Origin of the sequence: Salmonella sp. NW645 (assembly GCF_051703725.1) — a bacterium.
Taxonomy (GTDB): domain Bacteria; phylum Pseudomonadota; class Gammaproteobacteria; order Enterobacterales; family Enterobacteriaceae; genus Salmonella; species Salmonella enterica.
The window spans coordinates 53564-74383 of sequence record NZ_JAMMKR010000007.1 but is presented as its reverse complement, the minus strand read 5'-3'; the positions used below and the strand labels follow the sequence as shown (position 1 = coordinate 74383).

At 52.5% G+C, this 20820-nt stretch carries 22 protein-coding genes and 1 pseudogene; 14 read left to right on the top strand and 9 right to left on the bottom strand.

Annotation, left to right across the window (positions count from 1 at the left end):
• Nucleotides 1-103: 103 nt before the first annotated feature.
• The 4 genes and pseudogenes from NA389_RS15880 to yqhD all read right to left on the bottom strand — a co-directional run bounded on the left by NA389_RS15880 (nt 104) and on the right by yqhD (nt 4351).
• Complete coding sequence (locus NA389_RS15880) at nt 104-559, bottom strand: HIT family protein (RefSeq protein WP_000128242.1); 456 nt, start codon at nt 557-559, stop codon at nt 104-106.
• Between the two features lie 44 nt (nt 560-603).
• Nucleotides 604-2089 (bottom strand): annotated as a pseudogene (locus tag NA389_RS15875) (DASS family sodium-coupled anion symporter).
• A 165-nt stretch (nt 2090-2254) separates the two neighbouring features.
• On the bottom strand, nt 2255-3082 hold the full coding sequence (gene dkgA, locus NA389_RS15870; protein ID WP_000013100.1) for a 2,5-didehydrogluconate reductase DkgA: 828 nt from the start codon (nt 3080-3082) through the stop codon (nt 2255-2257).
• 105 nt (nt 3083-3187) lie between these two features.
• Nucleotides 3188-4351: an alcohol dehydrogenase gene (yqhD, locus tag NA389_RS15865; protein ID WP_001058716.1), complete on the bottom strand. Its 1164-nt coding sequence runs from the start codon at nt 4349-4351 to the stop codon at nt 3188-3190.
• 192 nt (nt 4352-4543) lie between these two features.
• Here yqhD and NA389_RS15860 point away from each other — a divergent pair, with 192 nt between their 5' ends.
• Nucleotides 4544-5443 carry an AraC family transcriptional regulator gene (locus NA389_RS15860; protein WP_024133738.1) on the top strand — a complete coding sequence of 300 codons (900 nt, stop codon included), beginning with the start codon at nt 4544-4546 and terminating at the stop codon, nt 5441-5443.
• 63 nt (nt 5444-5506) lie between these two features.
• Here the strand turns inward: NA389_RS15860 and yghB are convergent, their stop codons facing one another.
• Together yghB and metC are read right to left on the bottom strand one after the other, a co-directional pair.
• A complete protein-coding gene (yghB, locus tag NA389_RS15855; RefSeq protein WP_000268441.1) occupies nt 5507-6166 on the bottom strand; it encodes a DedA family general envelope maintenance protein YghB in 660 nt (219 codons plus the stop codon).
• A 139-nt stretch (nt 6167-6305) separates the two neighbouring features.
• Nucleotides 6306-7493 (bottom strand): cystathionine beta-lyase, encoded by a 1188-nt coding sequence (gene metC, locus NA389_RS15850; RefSeq protein WP_000130270.1) that lies wholly within the window; start codon nt 7491-7493, stop codon nt 6306-6308.
• Nucleotides 7494-7744: 251 nt separating this feature from the next.
• On the opposite strand from metC, the gene exbB reads away from it, so the two are divergent.
• Complete coding sequence (gene exbB, locus NA389_RS15845) at nt 7745-8479, top strand: tol-pal system-associated acyl-CoA thioesterase (protein WP_000527859.1); 735 nt, start codon at nt 7745-7747, stop codon at nt 8477-8479.
• Nucleotides 8480-8485: 6 nt separating this feature from the next.
• A complete protein-coding gene (gene exbD, locus NA389_RS15840; protein WP_001251476.1) occupies nt 8486-8911 on the top strand; it encodes a TonB system transport protein ExbD in 426 nt (141 codons plus the stop codon).
• 112 nt (nt 8912-9023) lie between these two features.
• On the opposite strand, the gene NA389_RS15835 is transcribed toward exbD, so the two are convergent.
• The 3 genes from NA389_RS15835 to NA389_RS15825 form a co-directional block, all read right to left on the bottom strand.
• On the bottom strand, nt 9024-9908 hold the full coding sequence (locus NA389_RS15835; RefSeq protein ID WP_000019037.1) for an SDR family oxidoreductase: 885 nt from the start codon (nt 9906-9908) through the stop codon (nt 9024-9026).
• A 123-nt stretch (nt 9909-10031) separates the two neighbouring features.
• A complete protein-coding gene (locus NA389_RS15830; RefSeq protein WP_000665656.1) occupies nt 10032-10436 on the bottom strand; it encodes a hypothetical protein in 405 nt (134 codons plus the stop codon).
• Entirely contained in the window at nt 10423-10833 is a 411-nt protein-coding gene (locus tag NA389_RS15825) for a hypothetical protein (RefSeq protein ID WP_000936443.1), read from the bottom strand. The genes NA389_RS15830 and NA389_RS15825 overlap by 14 nt, the downstream gene beginning before the upstream one ends.
• Nucleotides 10834-10936: 103 nt before the next feature.
• On the opposite strand from NA389_RS15825, the gene NA389_RS15820 reads away from it, so the two are divergent.
• From NA389_RS15820 to hypA, 11 genes are all read left to right on the top strand, one after another.
• Nucleotides 10937-11440, top strand: coding sequence for an ESA_00282 family adhesion-associated protein (locus tag NA389_RS15820; RefSeq protein WP_001084409.1), 504 nt, complete (start codon nt 10937-10939; stop codon nt 11438-11440).
• 70 nt (nt 11441-11510) lie between these two features.
• Nucleotides 11511-12005: a TIGR00645 family protein gene (locus NA389_RS15815; protein ID WP_000439335.1), complete on the top strand. Its 495-nt coding sequence runs from the start codon at nt 11511-11513 to the stop codon at nt 12003-12005.
• A 306-nt stretch (nt 12006-12311) separates the two neighbouring features.
• On the top strand, nt 12312-13955 hold the full coding sequence (locus NA389_RS15810) for a methyl-accepting chemotaxis protein (RefSeq protein ID WP_001238427.1): 1644 nt from the start codon (nt 12312-12314) through the stop codon (nt 13953-13955).
• 84 nt (nt 13956-14039) lie between these two features.
• Nucleotides 14040-14327, top strand: a complete 288-nt coding sequence (locus NA389_RS15805) for a DUF2623 family protein (RefSeq protein ID WP_001059119.1) — start codon at nt 14040-14042, stop codon at nt 14325-14327.
• Between the two features lie 189 nt (nt 14328-14516).
• Complete coding sequence (gene hybO / locus NA389_RS15800) at nt 14517-15635, top strand: hydrogenase 2 small subunit (RefSeq protein ID WP_000145431.1); 1119 nt, start codon at nt 14517-14519, stop codon at nt 15633-15635.
• A 2-nt stretch (nt 15636-15637) separates the two neighbouring features.
• Entirely contained in the window at nt 15638-16624 is a 987-nt protein-coding gene (gene hybA, locus NA389_RS15795) for a hydrogenase 2 operon protein HybA (RefSeq protein ID WP_001081721.1), read from the top strand.
• Entirely contained in the window at nt 16614-17792 is a 1179-nt protein-coding gene (hybB, locus tag NA389_RS15790; RefSeq protein WP_000017678.1) for a Ni/Fe-hydrogenase cytochrome b subunit, read from the top strand. Before hybA ends, hybB begins: the two co-directional genes overlap by 11 nt.
• The gene (gene hybC, locus NA389_RS15785; RefSeq protein WP_000083045.1) at nt 17789-19492 is read left to right on the top strand and encodes a hydrogenase 2 large subunit; all 1704 of its coding nucleotides are present in this window, start codon (nt 17789-17791) and stop codon (nt 19490-19492) included. The genes hybB and hybC overlap by 4 nt, the downstream gene beginning before the upstream one ends.
• Entirely contained in the window at nt 19492-19986 is a 495-nt protein-coding gene (locus NA389_RS15780; protein WP_001221962.1) for a HyaD/HybD family hydrogenase maturation endopeptidase, read from the top strand. Before hybC ends, NA389_RS15780 begins: the two co-directional genes overlap by 1 nt.
• On the top strand, nt 19979-20467 hold the full coding sequence (hybE, locus tag NA389_RS15775; RefSeq protein ID WP_000004951.1) for a hydrogenase-2 assembly chaperone: 489 nt from the start codon (nt 19979-19981) through the stop codon (nt 20465-20467). Before NA389_RS15780 ends, hybE begins: the two co-directional genes overlap by 8 nt.
• Complete coding sequence (gene hypA, locus NA389_RS15770; protein ID WP_000544945.1) at nt 20460-20801, top strand: hydrogenase maturation nickel metallochaperone HypA; 342 nt, start codon at nt 20460-20462, stop codon at nt 20799-20801. Before hybE ends, hypA begins: the two co-directional genes overlap by 8 nt.
• The last annotated feature ends 19 nt before the right edge of the window (nt 20802-20820 follow it).

Sequence of the window (20820 nt, the reverse complement as noted above, 5' to 3'; positions counted from 1 at the left end):
AGGCGAAGCCGCGATCCAGCGATTATTTTGCCTGATGGCGCTGTGTTTATCAGGCCCACAGATCGACCCAGGCCGAACACCATCCGGCAGAAGTGCGCCGTATTTATGCCTCACGAATTCTGGCCGCCAGCGCGGCCAGTTTTTCATCATCCGCCCGTTCATGATCGTGTGACGACAGATATCCTTCATACTGTTCGAAAAATTTATTCTGCCGCGATTCAATCGGTTTCCAGTGGGTTAAATCGCCAGTACCGTGCATGGGGCTTAATTTACTGTGCACATGGTCTACACCGAAACCTTCGAAGAACATTCCCGTACGACTGACATCCGGGAAAGCCTTATCCAGTTTCTTAGCCACTTTTTGGGTCGCCAGCATCAGGTCCGCTAACGCCTGCGGCGGTAGATCGAACGCGTAGCTGGGGTAATGTTTTTTCGGGATCACTACGGTAAACCCATCGGTATTCGGAAAAATCGACAAAAAAGCCAGGTGATGCTCATCTTCCCAAACTTTATGACAAGGTGCTTTACCTTCAACTATTTGACAGAAAATGCAGGTCATTCCATTTCTCCGTTAACCGAGGGGCTTATCGATGCGTTAAGCGTTTAATACAACCCTAACACTTTCCACCATGCGAGGCCGACTGTCAAAAAGACCGCCTGATTAAAGAGGCTGATAATAAATCCCGTTCGCCACCAGACGCCCGTCGGTACATAGCCGGCGCCAAAAAGAATGGGGCCGCGTGCGTGGGTATACTGTGTAAGAGAGCAGTACAGGCTGCTGGTAAACGCCAGCATAAGCGCCATCGGCGCTGCCGGTATATTCAGATGCAGACCGACACCCAGAAACACCGCATACAGCGCGGCGATCTGCGCGTTGCCGCTGGCGAAAAAATAGTGGGTATAAAAATAGGCTGCGTTAAGCAGCAGCAGAATGATTATCCAACTGGTTCCATGCATCGTACTGCCGATGCTGTCGCCAATCAGGTTGCCAAACCAGCTGGTGAATCCTAGTTTCTTTAACTGGTTAGCCATCATCAGCAGCGCGGCAAACCAAATCAACGTATCCCAGGCGCCTTTTTCGCTTTTAACGTCTTCCCAGGTGAGCACGCCGCTCAGTAATAAAATCGAGAGACCGACAAAAGAGGCCGTCGTGGCATCCACGCCGAGCGAGCTGCCAAAAATCCATAGCACCAGCAACACGCCGACGGTCGCCAGCATGAGCCACTCGCCGCGCGCCATACTGCCCATTTGCGCCAGCTCTTTGCGCGCCAGATCCGGCGCATCCGGCGTATGTTTAATTTCCGGACGGGTCAGCCAGTAGACCAGCAGCGGGACGATAAGAAGAGAGACCAGGCAAGGCAGGAGCGCGGCGATAAACCAGCTTCCCCAGCTCAACGTAACGCCGGCGTTCGCCGCCAGTTTTACCGCCAGCAGGTTACCCGTATAACCGGTCATAAACAGTGCGGCGGTGACGTCGTTAACATTGCCAATACAGGTGATCAGAAAGGTGCCGATTTTGCTGCGAGACTCATCTTCCGGATGTGAATCAAAGCTGCGCGCCAGCGAGTCGGCGATCGGGTAAATCACGCCGCCGCAGCGCGCGGTGTTACTGGGCATCGCGGGGGAGAGGATCAGATCGGCAAACGCCAGACCATAAGCCAGGCCCAGCGTTCGTTTACCTAACAGACGGATCATTTGTAGGGCGATACGCCGACCCAGTCCGGTTTTGATAAACCCACGGGCAATCATAAAGGCGACGACGATAAGCCAGATCAACGAACTGTTCAGCTCGCTCAACGCCGTGGTAATCGCGCCGCTGGCCGTTTTGTCGCCGGCAGCATAGGCGAGCGCAAAGACGGTGATGCCGATAATACCGACCGCGCCAATAGGCAGCACTTTCGCCACGATAGAGGCGATCGTCGCGACAAAAATAATCGCGGAATGCCAGGCCGGCGCGCTTAACCCGGAAGGGGGCGTTAGCTGCCACAGTCCGGCGGCGATAACCAGAATAAGAATTAATGGGAGCCATTTGACGCCCTGAGATTTTTTTTCCGCCACAATCACACATCCATAAATATTTTATATGTATTAAGTAAATTCATAATAAATATGAATAAATATTCACAAAATCAGAATAATTCTGCGCTTGTGTGTAGGGGAAATATACTGTTAAATGCGCGTAATTGTTTCTTAATGTTTCTGAATGCAAAAAAGCCCGACGACATCGTCGGGCATGGCGTGCGATAAATCCGGCTTAACCGCCGAACTGATCCGGATCGGGGCCGAGGCGTTTTCCTTGATCCAGTTTTGCGATCTCGCCTAATTCATCTTTATCGAGACGGAAATCCCAGACAGCAAAGTTTTCCGCGATACGGGAAGGGGTGACGGATTTCGGAATGACGACCAGCCCGCAGTCCAGATGCCAGCGAATAACAATCTGGGCGGGCGTTTTGCCGTATTTATCCGCCAGTTCGCGAATCACTTTCTGATCGAATACGCCTTCGCCGCCCTGCGCCAGCGGGCTCCAGGACTCGGTCTGGATTTTATGCGTCGCATTCCACGCATGTAGCTGGCGCTGTTGCATCAAGGGGTGAAGCTCGATCTGGTTGATCACAGGGGTAACGCCGGTTTCATCGATCAGACGCTGGAGGTGATGGATCTGAAAGTTACAGACCCCGATACTCTTTACCAGCCCCTCTTTTTGCAGCGCGATCATGCCTTTCCAGGCGTCGACATAGTGATCGATAGCCGGTACGGGCCAGTGCATCAGATAGAGATCGAGATAATCAAGCTGCAGTTTTTTCAGACTCTCCTGCAGGGCTTCGCGGGGACGTTTTTGATCGTCATTCCACAACTTGGTGGTGATAAACAGCTCTTCCCGCGCTACGCTCGCTGCTTTTAGCGCTTTGCCGACGCCTTCTTCATTCTGATATGCTGTGGCGGTATCAATAGATCGATAGCCCACCTCCAGCGCTTTATGAATCGCCGCGATCACCTCTTCATTGCTTGCTTTCCAGACTCCCAGCCCAAGTTGTGGCATTACGTTGCCATCCTGTAGCCTGATAATGGTTGGATTAGCCATGATGTGTTCCTCTTTTAATTGGCTCGCCGGAGTCGGGGCCGGCGAGACTAAGTGACTTAAGTCTGGACGAAATGGCCAAAAACGAAAGTCAGAGGCGAAAAAACCTTAGCGCGCTGCTTCATAAATCCGACGGCTGACATCCAGCGTAATATCCTGATTTTCACCTAAATTTGTGCATCCATGCGCCTCAAGTTTAGCCAGTAGCGCCGGAATAGTGCTGCCATCCAGACCGTAATCGGACAAGTGGGTAGGCACGCCCATCTGTTCAAAGAAACGGCGGGTGGCGGCAATGGCGGCATCAATACGCTCGTCGTCGGAACCGTCGGTGATATTCCATACACGTTCAGCATATTGCAGGAGTTTTGCGCGTTTAACGGCTCGTTTTTCGTTCCATAGCGCAGGCAGAATGATAGCCAGCGTCTGGGCATGATCGAGACCGTGCATCGCGGTAAGCTCATGGCCCAGCATATGCGTCGCCCAGTCCTGCGGAACACCAGCGCCAATCAGGCCATTTAACGCCTGAGTAGCGGCCCACATCACGTTAGCGCGGACGTCATAGTTTTCAGGCTCTTGCAGCGCTTTGGGACCTTCTTCGATCAGTGTGAGTAAAATACCTTCGGCGAAACGATCCTGAATTTTGCCGTTAACCGGGTAAGTGACGTACTGCTCAACGGTATGGACGAAAGCATCCACGACGCCGTTCGCAACCTGGCGCGGCGGCAATGTATAGGTGTAGACCGGGTCCAGTACGGCAAACACCGGTTGCACGAACGAGGAGTGGAAGGCTTGTTTGTCGCCAGTGGTTTTACGGGAAATGACTGCGCCGGCGTTCGATTCTGAGCCGGTTGCCGGTAGGGTCAGCACAGACCCCATCGGGATTGCGCTACGAATCTCAGTACCGCCGGTTTCCAGAATGTGCCACGGATCGACGCCGTCCGTATATTGCGCCGCTGCGGCGATAAATTTGGTGCCGTCCAGTACGGAACCGCCGCCAACGGCCAGCAGAAAGGTAATATTTTCGTCGCGCACAAGCTGCACGGCCTTCATCAGCGTTTCATAGGACGGGTTCGGTTCAATACCGCCAAACTCCCGAACATCCAGTCCTTTTAACGCTTCCTGAACTTGCGCCAGTACGCCGGTCTTTTTCACGCTACCGCCGCCATAGGTAATCAGCACGCGGGCGTCCTGCGGGATCTGATCGCGGAGATCGACGATAGCGCCTTTACCAAACAGAATGCGGGTAGGGGTATGTAATTTGAAATTGTTCATTGCTCATTCCCTTATGTGGGTAAAAAGAGGGCAGGCGGCTGTCTGCCTGATGGCCATCATTGTGGTCTTGTGAGGGATGTCTCTCAATGCACATTTCTGCCAATGTTTTGCCTATTTCTCCAGAATGCTGGAGAAAATCGCTAAAAATGCGCACAATCCAGCGGAGTGGATTTGATGAAAAAATGGCGCGTTATGAATCGTGAAGCAATTTGCTTACAGTTGGCTGATAAAATTAATCATTTAAAAAATAATGATAAAATAATCAGCGAGCAGCTGGCGGGCATTCGTCTGTTGTATGGTGTTGAACCGGGGCCGCGCACGCCGGTCATGTATCAGCCTGGCATCATATTTCTCTTTTCCGGTCATAAAATTGGCTATATTAACAAGCGCAAGTTTCGTTATGACGCTAATGAATATCTCTTACTGACCGTGCCGCTCCCTTTTGAATGCGAGACCTGGGCGACGCCCGAGGTACCGCTGGCCGGTATTCGGCTCGACATTGATGTGCTGCAACTGCAAGAGTTGCTCATGGACATTGGCGAAGATGAGCGTTTCCAGTTGCCGATGGCGGCCAGTGGGATTAACTCCGCCACGCTGTCGGACGAGATTTTATGCGCGGTGGAAAGATTGCTGGATGTGATGGAGCGCCCGCTGGATGCGCGGATTCTAGGAAAACAGATTATTCGCGAAATTCTTTATCATGTGCTGATGGGACCGCGCGGCGGGGCGCTGCTTGCACTGGTTAGTCGCCAGACGCACTTTAGCCTGATCAGTCGCGTACTTAAACAGATCGAAATGAAATACACCGAGAACCTGAATGTTGAGCAACTGGCGGCAGAAGCGAACATGAGCGTGTCGGCGTTTCACCATAATTTTAAGGCGGTCACCAGCACCTCGCCGTTGCAGTATTTAAAAAGCTACCGACTGCATAAAGCGCGGATGATGATGATTCACGACGGTATGAAGGCCAGCGCCGCGGCGATGCGGGTCGGCTATGAGAGCGCATCGCAGTTTAGCCGGGAGTTTAAACGTTATTTTGGCGTTACGCCGGGCGAAGATGCGGCAAGAATGCGGACAATGCAAGGGAGCTAAGTGGGGCATCCCGCCACGGGGCAACGAAGCGTAACCGGGCCATCCTGGCCGATTATGGATACGTCAGGCGTTACAGTATTTCTTTTTAATCACCACGACCAGCGTACCTAACAGCCCGGCGACCAGTAGCGCGACGGGAAGGATCATTAAAAATGTCATTACCTGGTCTTCATGGCGCTTAACAAACGGGATCATACTGAGCGCGTAGCCGAAGCTGGTCACGACAGTCACCCACAGCAGGCCGCTTAACCAGTTAAAAAACTGAAACCGGCGGTTGGACAGGCCGGAAATACCCGCCATTGTTGGCAGCAGAGTGCGGACAAACGCCAGAAAGCGCCCGGCAAGTAACGCTAACAAACCGTGACGGTCAAACATGCAGGTGGCGCGCTGATGATATTTTGCCGGAAGCTGCGCCAGCCAGCCTTTGACGGTACGCGTATTACCGAGCCAGCGTCCCTGGATATAACTTAGCCAGCAGCCGAGACTGGCCGCGGCGGTGAGAATGCCAATCGTCGGCAAAAAATGCATCACATCCTGGGCGATCAACGCGCCTGCCAGTAGTAGCAGACTATCGCCAGGTAAGAATGACGCTGGCAGCAGACCGTTTTCTAAAAATAGCGTGGCGAACATGACAAAGTAGACGACGCTAACAACGTGTGGATTCGCCAGCGCGGCAAAATCATGTTGCCAGAGCGCAGCGATAATATCTTGAATGACAGCCATGAACTTTCCTGTGGAACAGCATTTACGCTTTTATCTGCCTATTGTACTCCTGAATCGTCCGGGATGCCTTGATCCCGGACGCAACAAACGCAGACTTTTCCACGGAAATTGTCTGCATATATGTCCATCCCCGGCAACTTTACACAATTCTGGCGAAGCCGGCGGCTAAATCAGCGATCAAATCATCAACACTCTCTAAACCAATATGCACCCGAACCAGCGTACCGGTAAAATCTACGCCGCCTGCGGGACGAATCGCGGCGATCTGTTCCGGCTGATTAGCAATAATCAGCGATTCGTAGCCTCCCCAGGAGTAGGCCATACTGAACAGCGAAAAGTTATCCAGATAGGCAGATAATTCTGCCTCGGTCAGCTTTTTATTGAGCACAAAGGAGAACAGACCGCTGCTGCCTGTAAAGTCTCGTTTCCAGAACGCATGACCTTTGCTACCCGGCAGGGCCGGATGATTAACGCGCGCGACCTGAGGATGGTTCGCCAGCCACGCGGCGATTTTGAGGCTGCTTTCTTGATGCTGGCGCAGTCGGACGCCGAGCGTGCGCAGACCGCGGCTGGTCATATAAGCCGTGTCGGCGTCGAGCATTTGCCCCATCAGATAGGCGTTTTCCCGCAATTGTTCCCAGCAGCGCGCATTTGCAACGGCAGTACCGACCATCGCATCAGAATGACCAATCAGATACTTAGTGCCCGCCTGGATAGAGATATCAATATCGAATTCCAGAGCTTTGAACAGAACGCCAGCCGCCCAGGTATTATCAATCATGATGACGGCTTCTGGCGCGACGCGTCTGACCGCACTAACAATGGTCGGAATATCATGTACTTCCATGGTAATAGAACCGGGGGATTCCAGAAATACGACTTTCGTGTTCGGCTGAATATGTTGCGTGATATCAGCGCCGATGAGCGGGTCGAACCAGCTTGTCGTCACGCCCAGTTTGCCGAGAATTTTGCTGCAGAAATCCTGGCTGGGTTCATAGGCTGTGTTGGTCATCAGGATGTGGTCGCCCTGCTCAACGAACGCCAGAATGGTGTTGGCGACCGCCGCCGCGCCGCACGGGAAGAGCGCGCATCCGGCGCCGCCTTCCAGTTCACACATGGCTTCCTGGAGCGAAAAGTGGGTCAGCGTTCCCCGGCGTCCGTAAAATAATTCGCCGTTGGCGCGATTGCGGGTAGCGTGTTTTTTGGCCTCGACGGTGTCAAACACCAGTGAAGAAGCGCGTTGAATCACACTATTCACTGAGCCAAGCGTGTATTTTTTGCTGCGTCCTGCGTTTACCAGTTTGGTATCCAACTGTTTATCCGTCATGTTGCGTTTCCTGATTTTAACCGTCTGGATGTCTAAACTAGCATGAATATAACCATCTGCACCCTGGCGACGTGTGATACAGATGAAAATTTTGCCAAAATAAAAACAGGTGGCTTTTTTAATGCGTAAGCGCAAAGAAAAAGCAGTAAAGGTGCGGCAGTATGTAAATAGTAATGAGAACGACTATCAATTCGACGTTGTTTTGATATTATTATGCTCAGATTTTGTGATTTGCGTCCTGGAGATACAGAGTGGGTAATAATTTGATGCAGACGGATCTTTCCGTCTGGGGCATGTATCAGCACGCCGATATTGTCGTGAAGTGCGTGATGATTGGTTTGATTCTGGCGTCAGTCGTCACCTGGGCTATCTTCTTCAGTAAAAGCGTTGAATTTTTCACGCAAAAGCGCCGCTTAAAGCGCGAACAATTGCAATTAGCCGATGCGCGCTCCTTAGATCAGGCTTCCGACATTGCGGCAGGTTTCAGCGCAAAAAGCCTCAGCGCACAGCTCATCAATGAAGCGCAGAATGAACTGGAACTCTCTCAGGGCAGCGAAGATAACGAAGGGATTAAAGAACGTACCGGCTTCCGTCTGGAACGTCGCGTCGCGGCAGTTGGCCGCTACATGGGACGAGGCAACGGTTATCTGGCGACGATCGGCGCCATTTCCCCCTTCGTCGGGTTGTTTGGCACCGTATGGGGCATTATGAATAGCTTCATCGGTATTGCGCAAACGCAGACCACCAACCTGGCGGTGGTTGCTCCTGGTATTGCGGAAGCGCTGCTGGCGACGGCGATTGGGCTGGTAGCCGCGATCCCGGCGGTCGTCATTTACAACATCTTCGCACGTCAGATAGGCAGTTACAAAGCGACGCTGGGCGACGTGGCGGCGCAGGTATTGCTGCTGCAAAGCCGCGATCTCGATCTGAATGCGAGCGCCAGTGCGCAGCCGGTACGCGCCGCGCAGAAATTACGGGTAGGGTAATGCGTCATGGCAATGCGTCTTAACGAGAACCTGGATGACAACGGCGAAATGCATGAAATCAACGTGACGCCGTTTATCGATGTCATGTTGGTTCTGCTGATTATCTTTATGGTGGCTGCGCCGCTGGCGACGGTAGACGTCAAGGTGAATCTGCCCGCTTCTACCAGTACGCCACAGCCGCGTCCGGAAAAACCGGTTTATCTGTCGGTGAAAGCGGATAACACCATGTTTATCGGTAACGATCCGGTGACGGATGATACGATGATTGCCGAGCTAACGGCCCTGACGGAAGGGAAAAAGGATACTACGATTTTCTTCCGCGCGGATAAAACCGTAGAGTATGAAACCCTGATGAAAGTGATGGATATGCTGCATCAGGCGGGCTATCTCAAGATTGGTCTGGTCGGCGAAGAGACCGCGAAAGCGAAATAAGTATTCTGCTGACGCTGTAGGCCGGGTAAGGCGAAGTCGCCACCCGGCTTTTTTATTGCCTAAAGTGGCGCTTTGCGTAACAGAAGTGCGCCATCTTAATCGACTTCATGCGTTAGCCTAAATGTTCCCCGCCGCACACGCCGTGCACTTCTGCGGTAACGTAACTGGATTCCTGGCTTGCCAGATAGACATACACCGGCGCCAGCTCTGCAGGTTGGCCGGCCCGCTTCATTGGCGTCTGCTGACCAAACTGCGGAATTTTATCCTGGGTTTGACCGCCGGAAATTTGCAGCGCTGTCCAGATAGGGCCAGGCGCGACAATATTCACACGAATTCCTTTTTCCGCCACCTGTTTCGCCAGGCCACGGCTGTAATTGAGGATTGCCGCCTTGGTTGCCGCATAATCCAGCAGGTGCGGACTGGGCTGATACGCCTGGATAGACGACGTTGTGATAATACTGGCGCCTTTTGGCAGCAGCGGAATTGCTTCCTGGGTTATCCAGAACAGGGCAAAAACGTTAACGGCGAAGGTTTGCTGAAATTGCTCGCTGGTCAGATCTTTTATCTCCGGGATTGCCGTCTGTTTACCGGCCACCAGCGCCAGAATGTCCAGACCGCCCAGCGCTTCACGCGCCTTATGGACCAGCGAACGGGCGAAAGATTCGTCGCTAAGATCGCCTGGCAATAACACCGCTTTACGGCCGCACCCCTCAATCAGCGCTTTAACCTGCTGGGCGTCCTCTTCTTCCGCTGGCAGATAGTTGATCGCGACATCTGCGCCTTCACGCGCGTAAGCGATAGCGGCAGCGCGCCCAATCCCGGAGTCGCCCCCTGTCACCAGCGCCTTACGATCTTTAAGGCGACCACTGCCGACATAACTTTTTTCACCACAGTCAGGAACAGGCGTCATTTTCGCCTGGACGCCGGGCGCCGGCTGTTTTTGCTTAGGATACTCGCCGGTGTAATACTGCGTGGTAGGGTCGTATAGATGAGACATTGAGCTTCTCCCTTCAGGTTGAACACCCTTTAAGCGTAGACACTTTTACTACCGTAAGAGGGAGAATCAGAACGATCCTTATGCTTCACCCGTATTCACAACAGAGTTAACTAGCCATGAAGGTTATTTTTCTTGCCGTGCGACGGTGGTGACGTTGCGCGTCCGGTAGTCGCCATCGGAAAGCTTACGCATCAGACGTAAGGTTGCCGTCTCGCGAGCCAGCAGATGCTGCCAGTCACTTTCAAGACGAGACATAATTTTGTCTCGTAATTCAGGATGCTGCTCGATAATGGCATTGATGGTCGCGCCATAAATCTCCTCTTTGACCTGTAACGCATACATCTCCCGTCGGTTTTGCCACTTCAGGCGTACTAACGCCGCCGGTATGGATACCACCTCCTGCGTTACCTTTTCCAGGGTGGCATTTTTACTGGCGATTAGCGCTGCAAGATTTTGCTTTAAGATAAATTCATCACTTTTATGGTTGTCTAAAGCCAAATAAACGTTATTGTCTTCAACTTCTTTCATCTTTATCTTCCAGTGAATAAAATAGCGGCATATTGGTTTCGCGAGTGATTAAATTAAGCCAAATGGCATTGCCTTTTTCATTTATCATTGCGGTTTTATCCGCCAGTATTTTACTTAGCATTTGGGCATCAATATCGCCTTCTGCCTGTAGTGCGTTTATCAGGCGGGCAAACGTTTCAATTTTAGCCACACAATACAGACGTTCTTTAATATGACGGTCGCGTTCTTCAAATAATACGTTTCTGTGTTGCCCGGCAGCGTTAGCGCTAATTAAAATATCGGGCTCGTAATCGCTGAGTTTTGTCTTTCCCTTAGGCAAATTTTTACTGTTTTCTGTGGCTTCAGGGGGCGGCGATGACAGGCGAAAATGAGAGGAAACCAGATGCTCAGGAAGCATGACTAAATATCCTTTACGATCAGTGGTATACTATTTTTAATAGTGTAGGTTTCGTTGACAATAACATGGTGTAATTTTAAAATCAAAAAAAATGGAGCCTGCTATGAACAGTATTTTTTATTCTGTTATTATATTGCTATTACTGACCGGCGCGATACTCTTCCTGATGTGGGAGGTTAATAAAAAACGTCCTGGTGGAAAAATCGTAAATTTAAATCAAACTGAACCCATGACAAAGGAAGAGGGCGAAGATCATTTCTCAGTATTAATGAATTCGATAACGCCGGTATGGTACTGGCGCGTTAACCATGAATATATCGATTTCCTTCATGCAACGATAAAACGAATGACAATGACTGAGTTGAATGAAACGCCTGGATTATTTGACGCACAGCGTCGTTGCAGCGACCTTAACTCTGCCGTTTATAAGTATTACGACAATATTAAGAAGCGTTGTCTGAACGGAGAAAAGGTGCCGTATTCGGATTTGGACGTCCTGAATTTACGTCAGTGTTTTCGGGAGTTCAGTCTTGAGGCCTACCCGGCATTGGTCGCGCTGGTATGGCCGGAATATCAGCGTCCACAGGTTAAACCGGATGAGATTTAACTGGCATGTTGATCTGATGTTGCATGGTTGAGATATACTGTTGCTGATTTTAGTTACCTGACAGGTCCCTATGGAACGCTTTCTTGAAAATGTAATGTATGCGTCTCGCTGGCTGCTCGCGCCAGTGTATTTTGGCCTCTCTTTGGCGCTGATCGCTTTAGCGCTAAAATTTTTCCAGGAAATTCTACACGTTCTGCCGAACGTTTTTGCCCTGGCGGAGGCCGATCTGATCCTGGTGCTGTTATCGCTGGTTGATATGACGCTGGTTGGCGGATTGCTGGTAATGGTCATGTTCTCCGGGTATGAGAATTTTGTCTCTCAGCTGGATATCTCTGCGGGCAAGGAGAAGCTGAACTGGCTGGGGAAAATGGATGCGACTTCGCTAAAAAATAAGGTGGCGGCATCGATAGTCGCTATCTCTTCCATTCACCTGTTACGCGTGTTTATGGACGCGAAAAACGTCCCGGATAACAAATTAATGTGGTATGTCATCATTCATCTGACCTTTGTCCTGTCGGCATTCGTGATGGGCTATCTGGACAGATTGACGCGGCATAACCATTGAGCCGCCGTCAACGGCGGGGCAGCCGGGCAAAGGACGCTGAGCCCGGCTGTAAAACAGCGCTTCTTTAGCGGTAGATAACCGTCTCCCTGCAGTCTTACGCAATATTTTTACTACATCTATTCATTTACTCAGTAATAAGACTGAAAGATTTTCTCTGCGTTCACAGATATATAACATCTACGGGTACGTGAACGGCGATAACTGTAAAAAAATGGAGAATGCATTATATATTCTCCGCGCCTTGCCGATAACGAGAGTGCGTCATCGTCTGATGACTAATCTCTTATATTCAGCAAGGAAATTCATATGCGTTTGCTGCAAAACTTTACTATTCGTATGGTCATGCTGACGATACTGGGACTTTTTTGTCTACTCTGGTCGGGGGTGGGGTTATACAGCGTCCATGCTTTATCCGAAGTTTCGGAAGGAAATGATATTGACCGGCATCTTGTGCGGCAAATGACGGTGCTAAGCCAGGGTAACGATCAATATTTCCGCTTTGTTACCCGCCTTAGCCGCGCGATGGATGTAAAAATCGGCGGCGGCACGCCCGATTTTGCGCCCGCCCGGCAGTCGCTCGAGAATATGCGTCAGAAGCTGGAGGAGATGAAAGCGCTATCGCCAGGGCCGATGAACCCTGATATCTCAAGGGAGGTCTTGTCCAACTGGCAGGCCTTGCTGGAGAAAGGCGTCGTTCCTCAAATGCAGCTGGCGCAGCAAGGATCGCTGACCGCCTGGAGCGAACATGCCAGTACGGTCACGCCCGCACTCAGCCGCGCGTTCGGTGCCAGCGCGGAACGGTTTAGTCATGAAGCTGGCGCCATGCTGGATAACACCCGCGTGATGGTCGATGGTAAAACTTATACCATCCGCATCCTGCTTATCACGGCGGTGATTCTGGGCATTGCCATCCTGATTTTTACCGATCGCTATCTGGTTGCAATGATGGTGAAACCGCTGGAGCGCATCCGTCAGCAGTTTCAGCGTATCGCGCAAGGCGATCTTAGCCAGCCGATTGAAGCGTTGGGGCGTAACTGCGTAGGCCGGTTGGTGCCGCTACTGCGCGCGATGCAGGACAGTTTACGCGAAGCCGTGAGTACGATCCGCGCCGGAAGCGACAATATCTGGCGCGGCGCGACGGAAATTTCTACCGGTAATAACGATCTCTCTTCCCGAACGGAAGAACAGGCCGCTGCGTTGGAAGAAACTGCCGCCAGCATGGAACAGCTTACCGCAACGGTGAAAATGAACGCCGAACACGCTCGCCAGGCGAGTCAGCTTGCGGATGCCGCCTCGCTAACGGCAGGAAAAGGCGGTGAACTGGTTTCCGATGTGGTAGAAACAATGGACGGTATTTCCGCCAGTTCGCAGCAGATCGCCGAAATTACTACCGTAATTAATAGTATTGCTTTCCAGACCAATATTCTGGCCTTGAATGCAGCGGTAGAAGCGGCCAGAGCGGGCGAGCAGGGACGCGGCTTCGCGGTGGTCGCCGGTGAGGTACGTAACCTGGCCAGCCGCAGCGCGGGGGCGGCGAAAGAAATTGAAGCCTTAATTGGCGAATCGGTACGTCGCGTAGCGCAGGGCGCGCAGTTGGTCCAGGAGACCGGCGCGACGATGGAAGCCATCCTGCGCGGCGTCACGGAAGTGACGACGATTATGAAACAGATCGCATCCGCCTCCGAAGATCAGAGTAAAGGTATCTCTCAGGTTGGCGTGGCGATCACGCAAATGGATAGCGTTACGCAACAAAACGCCGCGCTGGTTGAGCAGGTTTCCGCGGCGGCGGCGGCGCTGGAACGGCAGACGGAGGATTTGCAACGCTCCGTACAGCAGTTCCGGCTTTCCGCTAGTGAGCCGCAACAACGCGTAACGGCGAAAGCGGCGCCTGGCGTTCAGAGAATGGCGTCGGCTCCCGCACAGTCTACTGATGAATGGGTTTCTTTCTGATGTGAAGCAAAAAAGCGCGTAATGCGCTGGTCTTCATTTAATCAATCGCTATATAATTTATTATATAGCGATTGAGGAGGTCAGATGAATAATCATTTTGGGAAAGGCTTAATGGCCGGGTTGCACGCGCCATATGCATATAGCGCGCATCATGCGGTGAATTTCTGTTCTGAGTATAAACGTGGCTTTGTATTAGGTTTTACACACCGTATGTTCGAAAAGACCGGCGATCGTCAACTTAGCGCGTGGGAGGCCGGAATTCTGACGCGTCGCTATGGTCTGGATAAAGAAATGGTGATGGATTTCTTTAAAGAGAATCATTCCGGGATGGCGGTTCGCTTCTTTATGGCCGGTTATCGACTCGAAGGTTGATCCAACAGGGGTATTATCTTGCTTTAATTAATTACACTATCGCCTCTTCCCTTCGTTTTACTGTTCCGTCGAAGTATTATGGCGCACATAACCATAAAAAAAGTGTGGTAAATGGCGTACCGATCGCAATAACTTCTTCGCGAACAGTGCAAAATAAAAGCCAGGTCTTCGTAACGGAATAACTATAAAATGACTGGAGATAATACTCTCATCACTTCTCACGGCATTAACCGTCGTGATTTCATGAAGCTTTGTGCAGCACTGGCCGCTACTATGGGGCTCAGTAGCAAAGCCGCCGCAGAAATGGCAGAATCGGTATCCAATCCACAGCGTCCGCCCGTTATCTGGATTGGCGCTCAGGAGTGTACCGGTTGTACCGAATCACTGCTTCGTGCTACACACCCAACCGTTGAAAACCTCGTTCTGGAGACCATCTCTCTGGAATACCACGAGGTACTTTCCGCCGCATTCGGTCACCAGGTCGAAGAAAACAAACATAACGCTCTGGAGAAGTATAAAGGGCAATATGTTCTGGTGGTGGATGGTTCTATCCCACTAAAAGATAACGGTATCTACTGCATGGTTGCCGGCGAGCCGATCGTGGATCACATCCGCAAAGCCGCCGACGGCGCAGCCGCGATTATCGCTATCGGTTCCTGCTCGGCATGGGGCGGCGTTGCTGCGGCTGGCGTAAACCCAACCGGCGCTGTCAGTCTGCAGGAAGTCTTACCGGGCAAAACGGTTATCAATATTCCAGGTTGTCCGCCAAACCCGCATAACTTCCTAGCGACCGTCGCGCATATCATCACTTACGGCACGCCGCCGAAGCTGGATACGAAAAATCGTCCAACCTTTGCCTATGGCCGTCTGATTCATGAGCATTGCGAACGTCGTCCACACTTCGACGCAGGCCGTTTTGCCAAAGAATTTGGCGACGAAGGCCACCGTCAGGGCTGGTGTCTCTACCATCTTGGCTGTAAAGGGCCGGAAACCTGGGGCAACTGTTCTACGTTACAGTTCTGTGACGTTGGCGGCGTTTGGCCAGTGGCGATCGGTCATCCTTGCTATGGCTGTAACGAAGAAGGTATCGGCTTCCATAAGGGCATTCACCAGCTTGCTCATGTCGAAAACCAAACTCCGCGTTCAGAGAAACCTGACGTCAATATGAAAGAAGGCGGCAATATCTCTGCGGGCGCTGTCGGTCTGCTTGGCGGCGTAGTCGGTCTGGTTGCCGGCGTCAGCGTGATGGCGGTACGTGAACTGGGGCGTCAGCAAAAGAAAGATAACGCTGACTCACGGGGAGAATAACCGTGAACAGACGTGACTTTATTAAAGCAGCCTCCGGTGGAGCATTGCTGTTGGGCGCCGCGCCGTCTGTCAGCCATGCGGCTGCAGAAAACCGTCCGCCGATTCCAGGTTCGCTGGGCATGCTGTATGACTCCACTCTGTGCGTGGGCTGTCAGGCCTGCGTCACAAAGTGTCAGGATATCAACTTCCCGGCGCGTAACCCGGAAGGGGAGCAGACCTGGTCGAACAACGACAAACTGTCGCCGTATACCAATAACATTATCCAGGTATGGCGTAGCGGCACGGGCGTGAACAAAGATCAGGAAGAGAACGGCTATGCCTACATCAAGAAACAGTGTATGCACTGCGTCGATCCTAACTGCGTTTCCGTTTGTCCGGTGTCGGCGCTGAAAAAAGATCCGAAAACCGGCATCGTCCACTATGACAAAGATGTCTGCACCGGCTGCCGTTACTGTATGGTCGCCTGCCCGTACAACGTACCTAAGTACGACTACAACAACCCGTTTGGCGCGCTTCACAAGTGTGAGTTGTGTAACCAGAAAGGCGTTGAGCGTCTGGATAAAGGCGGTTTGCCTGGGTGCGTGGAAGTTTGTCCGGCAGGGGCCGTCATTTTCGGTACTCGTGAAGAGCTGATGGCGGAAGCGAAAAAACGTCTGGCCCTCAAACCAGGCAGTGAATATCACTATCCGCGCCAGACGTTGAAAACGGACGACACCTATCTGCATACGGTGCCTAAATACTACCCACACCTCTACGGTGAAAAAGAGGGCGGTGGTACTCAGGTGCTGGTGCTGACAGGCGTTCCTTATGAAGATCTGGATCTGCCGAAGCTGGATGACCTTTCAACCGGAGCGCGCTCCGAGCATGTTCAACACACGCTTTATAAAGGCATGATACTACCCCTGGCTGCGCTGGCGGGCTTAACCGTGCTGGTTCGTCGTAATAGCAAAAACGACCATCACGATGGAGGAGACGATCATGAGTCATGATCCAAAACCGCTGGGCGGAAAAATCATCAGTAAACCGGTCATTATTTTTGGACCGTTAATCGTCCTGTGTATGCTCCTTATCGTGAAGCGTCTGGTCTTCGGGTTGGGCTCCGTTTCCGACCTGAACGGCGGTTTCCCGTGGGGCGTCTGGATTGCCTTTGACCTGTTGATCGGCACCGGCTTTGCCTGCGGCGGTTGGGCGTTGGCATGGGCGGTGTATGTCTTTAACCGTGGGCAATACCATCCGTTGGTGCGCCCGGCGTTGCTGGCAAGCTTGTTTGGTTACTCGCTGGGCGGCCTGTCGATCACTATCGACGTCGGTCGTTACTGGAACCTGCCGTACTTCTACATTCCAGGTCACTTCAACGTGAACTCGGTACTGTTTGAGACGGCGGTCTGTATGACCATCTACATCGGCGTGATGGCGCTGGAGTTTGCGCCTGCCCTGTTTGAACGTCTGGGCTGGAAAGTGTCGCTCAAGCGTCTGAATAAGGTGATGTTCTTTATTATCGCGCTGGGCGCGCTGCTGCCGACGATGCACCAGTCCTCAATGGGGTCATTGATGATCTCGGCGGGCTATAAAGTGCATCCGCTATGGCAAAGCTATGAAATGCTGCCGCTGTTCTCGGTTCTGACCGCGTTTATCATGGGCTTCTCCATTGTCATATTTGAGGGTTCGCTGGTTCAGGCAGGCCTGAAAGGAAACGGTCCGGATGAGAAAAATTTGTTTGTTAAGCTGACGAATACCATCAGCGTGCTGCTGGCGATTTTCGTCGTCCTGCGCTTTGGCGAACTGATTTATCGCGACAAGCTGTCCTATGCGTTTGCCGGCGATTTTTACTCCGCTATGTTCTGGATTGAAGTCGTCCTGATGGTCTTCCCGTTAGTGGTGCTGCGTGTGGCGAAACTGCGTAATGACTCTCGTATGCTGTACCTGTCGGCGCTGAGCGCGCTGTTGGGCTGCGCGACGTGGCGTCTGACCTATTCGCTGGTGGCATTCAACCCGGGTGGCGGCTACCACTACTTCCCAACCTGGGAAGAATTGTTGATTTCTATTGGTTTTGTGGCTATTGAGATTTGTGCATACATCGTACTCATTCGTCTACTGCCGATACTTCCTCCTTTAAAACAAAACGATCATAATCGTCATGAGGCGAGCAAAGCATGAGCCAGAGAATTACTATTGATCCGGTAACCCGTATTGAGGGTCATTTACGCATTGACTGCGAAATTGAGAACGGCGTCGTATCCAAAGCATGGGCGTCCGGCACCATGTGGCGCGGTATGGAAGAGATCGTGAAGAACCGCGATCCGCGCGATGCGTGGATGATTGTGCAGCGTATTTGCGGCGTTTGTACGACAACTCACGCGATCTCCTCCGTTCGTGCGGCGGAAAGCGCGCTGAATATTGATGTTCCCGTCAACGCGCAGTATATCCGTAATATTATTCTGGCGGCGCATACCACCCATGACCACATTGTCCATTTCTACCAGCTCTCTGCTCTGGACTGGGTGGACATTACCTCTGCGCTGAAAGCCGATCCGGAAAAAGCCTCCGCGATGCTGGATGGCGTGTCGAGCTGGCACCTGAACAGCGCGCAAGAGTTCACGAAAGTTCAGAACAAGATCAAGGATCTTGTCGCCAGCGGTCAGTTAGGTATTTTCGCCAATGGCTACTGGGGGCACCCGGCAATGCAGTTACCGCCGGAGGTCAACCTGATTGCGGTCGCCCACTATCTGCAGGCGCTGGAATGTCAGCGTGACGCTAACCGCGTGGTGGCGTTGCTGGGCGGTAAATCGCCGCATATCCAGAACCTGGCGGTCGGTGGGGTGGCGAACCCGATCAATCTCGACAGCATCGGTACGTTGAACCTTGAACGCCTGATGTACATCAAATCGTTTATCGATAAGCTGAGCGATTTTGTCGAGCAGGTGTATAAAGTGGATACCGCAGTCATCGCGGCCTACTATCCGGAATGGCTGGAGCGCGGCAAAGGCGCGGTGAACTACCTGAGCGCGCCAGAATTCCCGACCGACGGTAAAAACGGTAGTTTCCTGTTCCCGGGCGGTTACATTACCAATGCCGATCTGTCGACATACCGTCCAATCACCTCTCACTCCGACGAGTTTCTGATTAAAGGTATTCAGGAGAGCGCGAAGCACGCCTGGTATAAAGATGAAGCGCCGCAGGCGCCGTGGGAAGGCACTACGATCCCGGCTTACGACGGTTGGTCGGATGACGGTAAATACTCGTGGGTCAAGTCGCCGACATTCTACGGCAAAACCGTTGAAGTCGGGCCGCTGGCGAACATGCTGTGTAAACTGGCTGCAGGCCGTGAATCCACGCAGACCAAACTCAATGAAATCATTGCGCTTTATCAGAAGCTGACCGGCAAAACGCTGGAAATGGCGCAACTTCACTCTACGCTGGGTCGTATCATCGGGCGTACCGTTCACTGTTGTGAACTGCAAAACGTATTGCAGGATCAATACAACGCGCTGATTGTAAATATCGGCAAAGGCGATTACACCACGTTTGTGAAGCCGAACATTCCGGCGACGGGCGAGTTCAAAGGCGTGGGCTTCCTGGAGGCGCCGCGCGGTATGCTGTCTCACTGGATGGTGATTAAAGACGGCATTATCAGTAACTATCAGGCGGTGGTGCCATCGACCTGGAACTCAGGTCCGCGTAACTTCAACGATGACGTGGGGCCGTACGAACAGTCGCTGGTCGGTACGCCGATCGCCGATCCGGCGAAGCCGCTGGAAGTGGTACGTACCATCCATTCCTTCGACCCTTGCATGGCGTGCGCGGTGCACGTGGTGGACGCCGATGGCAATGAAGTGGTCTCGGTGAAGGTTTTGTAATGCGGATATTAGTCTTAGGGGTCGGCAATATTTTGCTGACCGATGAAGCCATCGGGGTACGTATTGTTGAAGCGTTAGAGCAACGATACACCCTGCCGGATTTCGTTGAGATTCTGGATGGCGGTACGGCGGGAATGGAACTTCTTGGCGATATGGCGAGTCGGGATCATTTGATCATTGCCGACGCCATCGTGTCGAAAAAGAACGCGCCGGGAACCATTATGGTACTGCGCGACGATGAAGTTCCGGCGCTGTTCACCAACAAAATCTCCCCCCATCAGCTTGGACTGGCCGACGTATTGTCGGCCCTCCGCTTTACCGGCGAGTTTCCGAAGAAACTGACCCTGGTCGGCGTTATTCCACAGTCGCTGGAACCGCACATCGGCTTAACGCCAACCGTCGAGGCGATGATTGAACCTGCGCTTGAGCAGGTTCTTGCTGCGCTGCGTGAATCCGGCGTCGAAGCAATTCCTAAGGAGACGGCGCATGTCTGAAACGTTTTCCGGATTCGACACGGCGCCCGTCGCCCGGGTTCAGGCGGCGTTTGAAGAGATAGCCCATCGTTCGATGCACGATCTTTCGTTTCTGCATCCGACTATGCCTGTGCATGTCTCTGATTTTACGTTGTTTGAAGGACAATGGACGGGCACGGTAATTACGCCGTGGATGTTAAGCGCATTAATCTTCCCTGGCCCGGACCAGATCTGGCCCGGGCGTACCGTCGGTGAAAAACTCGGTCTGCAACTGCCTTATGGCACGATGACCTTTACCGTTGGCGAACTGGAAGGCGTTTCGCAATATCTTGCCTGCTCGTTGATGTCGCCGCTTTCCCGTAGCCTGTCGCCGGAAGAGGGCGTCCGGCTGGCGGATGACTGCGCGCGGATGCTGTTATCCCTGCCGGTAAGCAATCCTGATGCGCCGCAGACAAGCCGGCGTGCGTTGCTGTTTGGCCGTCGGAGCTGTGAGAATGCATGAGCTGTCTCTTTGCCAAAGCGCCGTTGAAATTATTCAGCAGCAGGCAGAACAGCACGGCGTGGCGCGCGTCACCGGCGTATGGCTGGAGATAGGCGCGCTTTCGTGCGTTGAAGAGCGCGCGGTTCGTTTCAGCTTTGACATCGCCTGCCAGGGGACTTTAGCGCAAGGGTGCGAATTGCACATCGACTACAGACCGGCCCAGGCCTGGTGCTGGGATTGCAGTCAGGTGGTGGAAATTCTCAGGCATGACGCGCAATGTCCGCATTGTCATGGCGATCGCCTGCGGGTGGATACCGGCGATTCGTTGAAAGTAAAAAGTATTGAGGTCGAATAACCCGCATTTTATTCCAGGT

Bases quoted from the DNA above. Each gene is read 5' to 3' on its own strand.
- NA389_RS15780 (WP_001221962.1), top strand. From the start codon at position 19,492: ATGCGGATATTAGTCTTAGGGGTCGGCAATATTTTGCTGACCGATGAA.
- NA389_RS15825 (WP_000936443.1), bottom strand. From the start codon at position 10,833: ATGCTTCCTGAGCATCTGGTTTCCTCTCATTTTCGCCTGTCATCGCCG.
- NA389_RS15835 (WP_000019037.1), bottom strand. From the start codon at position 9,908: ATGTCTCATCTATACGACCCTACCACGCAGTATTACACCGGCGAGTAT.
- NA389_RS15820 (WP_001084409.1), top strand. From the start codon at position 10,937: ATGAACAGTATTTTTTATTCTGTTATTATATTGCTATTACTGACCGGC.
- hybO (WP_000145431.1), top strand. From the start codon at position 14,517: ATGACTGGAGATAATACTCTCATCACTTCTCACGGCATTAACCGTCGT.
- dkgA (WP_000013100.1), bottom strand. From the start codon at position 3,082: ATGGCTAATCCAACCATTATCAGGCTACAGGATGGCAACGTAATGCCA.
- NA389_RS15860 (WP_024133738.1), top strand. From the start codon at position 4,544: ATGAATCGTGAAGCAATTTGCTTACAGTTGGCTGATAAAATTAATCAT.
- NA389_RS15810 (WP_001238427.1), top strand. From the start codon at position 12,312: ATGCGTTTGCTGCAAAACTTTACTATTCGTATGGTCATGCTGACGATA.
- exbD (WP_001251476.1), top strand. From the start codon at position 8,486: ATGGCAATGCGTCTTAACGAGAACCTGGATGACAACGGCGAAATGCAT.
- hybB (WP_000017678.1), top strand. From the start codon at position 16,614: ATGAGTCATGATCCAAAACCGCTGGGCGGAAAAATCATCAGTAAACCG.
- hybC (WP_000083045.1), top strand. From the start codon at position 17,789: ATGAGCCAGAGAATTACTATTGATCCGGTAACCCGTATTGAGGGTCAT.
- NA389_RS15805 (WP_001059119.1), top strand. From the start codon at position 14,040: ATGAATAATCATTTTGGGAAAGGCTTAATGGCCGGGTTGCACGCGCCA.
- hypA (WP_000544945.1), top strand. From the start codon at position 20,460: ATGCATGAGCTGTCTCTTTGCCAAAGCGCCGTTGAAATTATTCAGCAG.
- NA389_RS15815 (WP_000439335.1), top strand. From the start codon at position 11,511: ATGGAACGCTTTCTTGAAAATGTAATGTATGCGTCTCGCTGGCTGCTC.
- metC (WP_000130270.1), bottom strand. From the start codon at position 7,493: ATGACGGATAAACAGTTGGATACCAAACTGGTAAACGCAGGACGCAGC.
- hybE (WP_000004951.1), top strand. From the start codon at position 19,979: ATGTCTGAAACGTTTTCCGGATTCGACACGGCGCCCGTCGCCCGGGTT.
- yghB (WP_000268441.1), bottom strand. From the start codon at position 6,166: ATGGCTGTCATTCAAGATATTATCGCTGCGCTCTGGCAACATGATTTT.
- yqhD (WP_001058716.1), bottom strand. From the start codon at position 4,351: ATGAACAATTTCAAATTACATACCCCTACCCGCATTCTGTTTGGTAAA.
- NA389_RS15880 (WP_000128242.1), bottom strand. From the start codon at position 559: ATGACCTGCATTTTCTGTCAAATAGTTGAAGGTAAAGCACCTTGTCAT.
- NA389_RS15830 (WP_000665656.1), bottom strand. From the start codon at position 10,436: ATGAAAGAAGTTGAAGACAATAACGTTTATTTGGCTTTAGACAACCAT.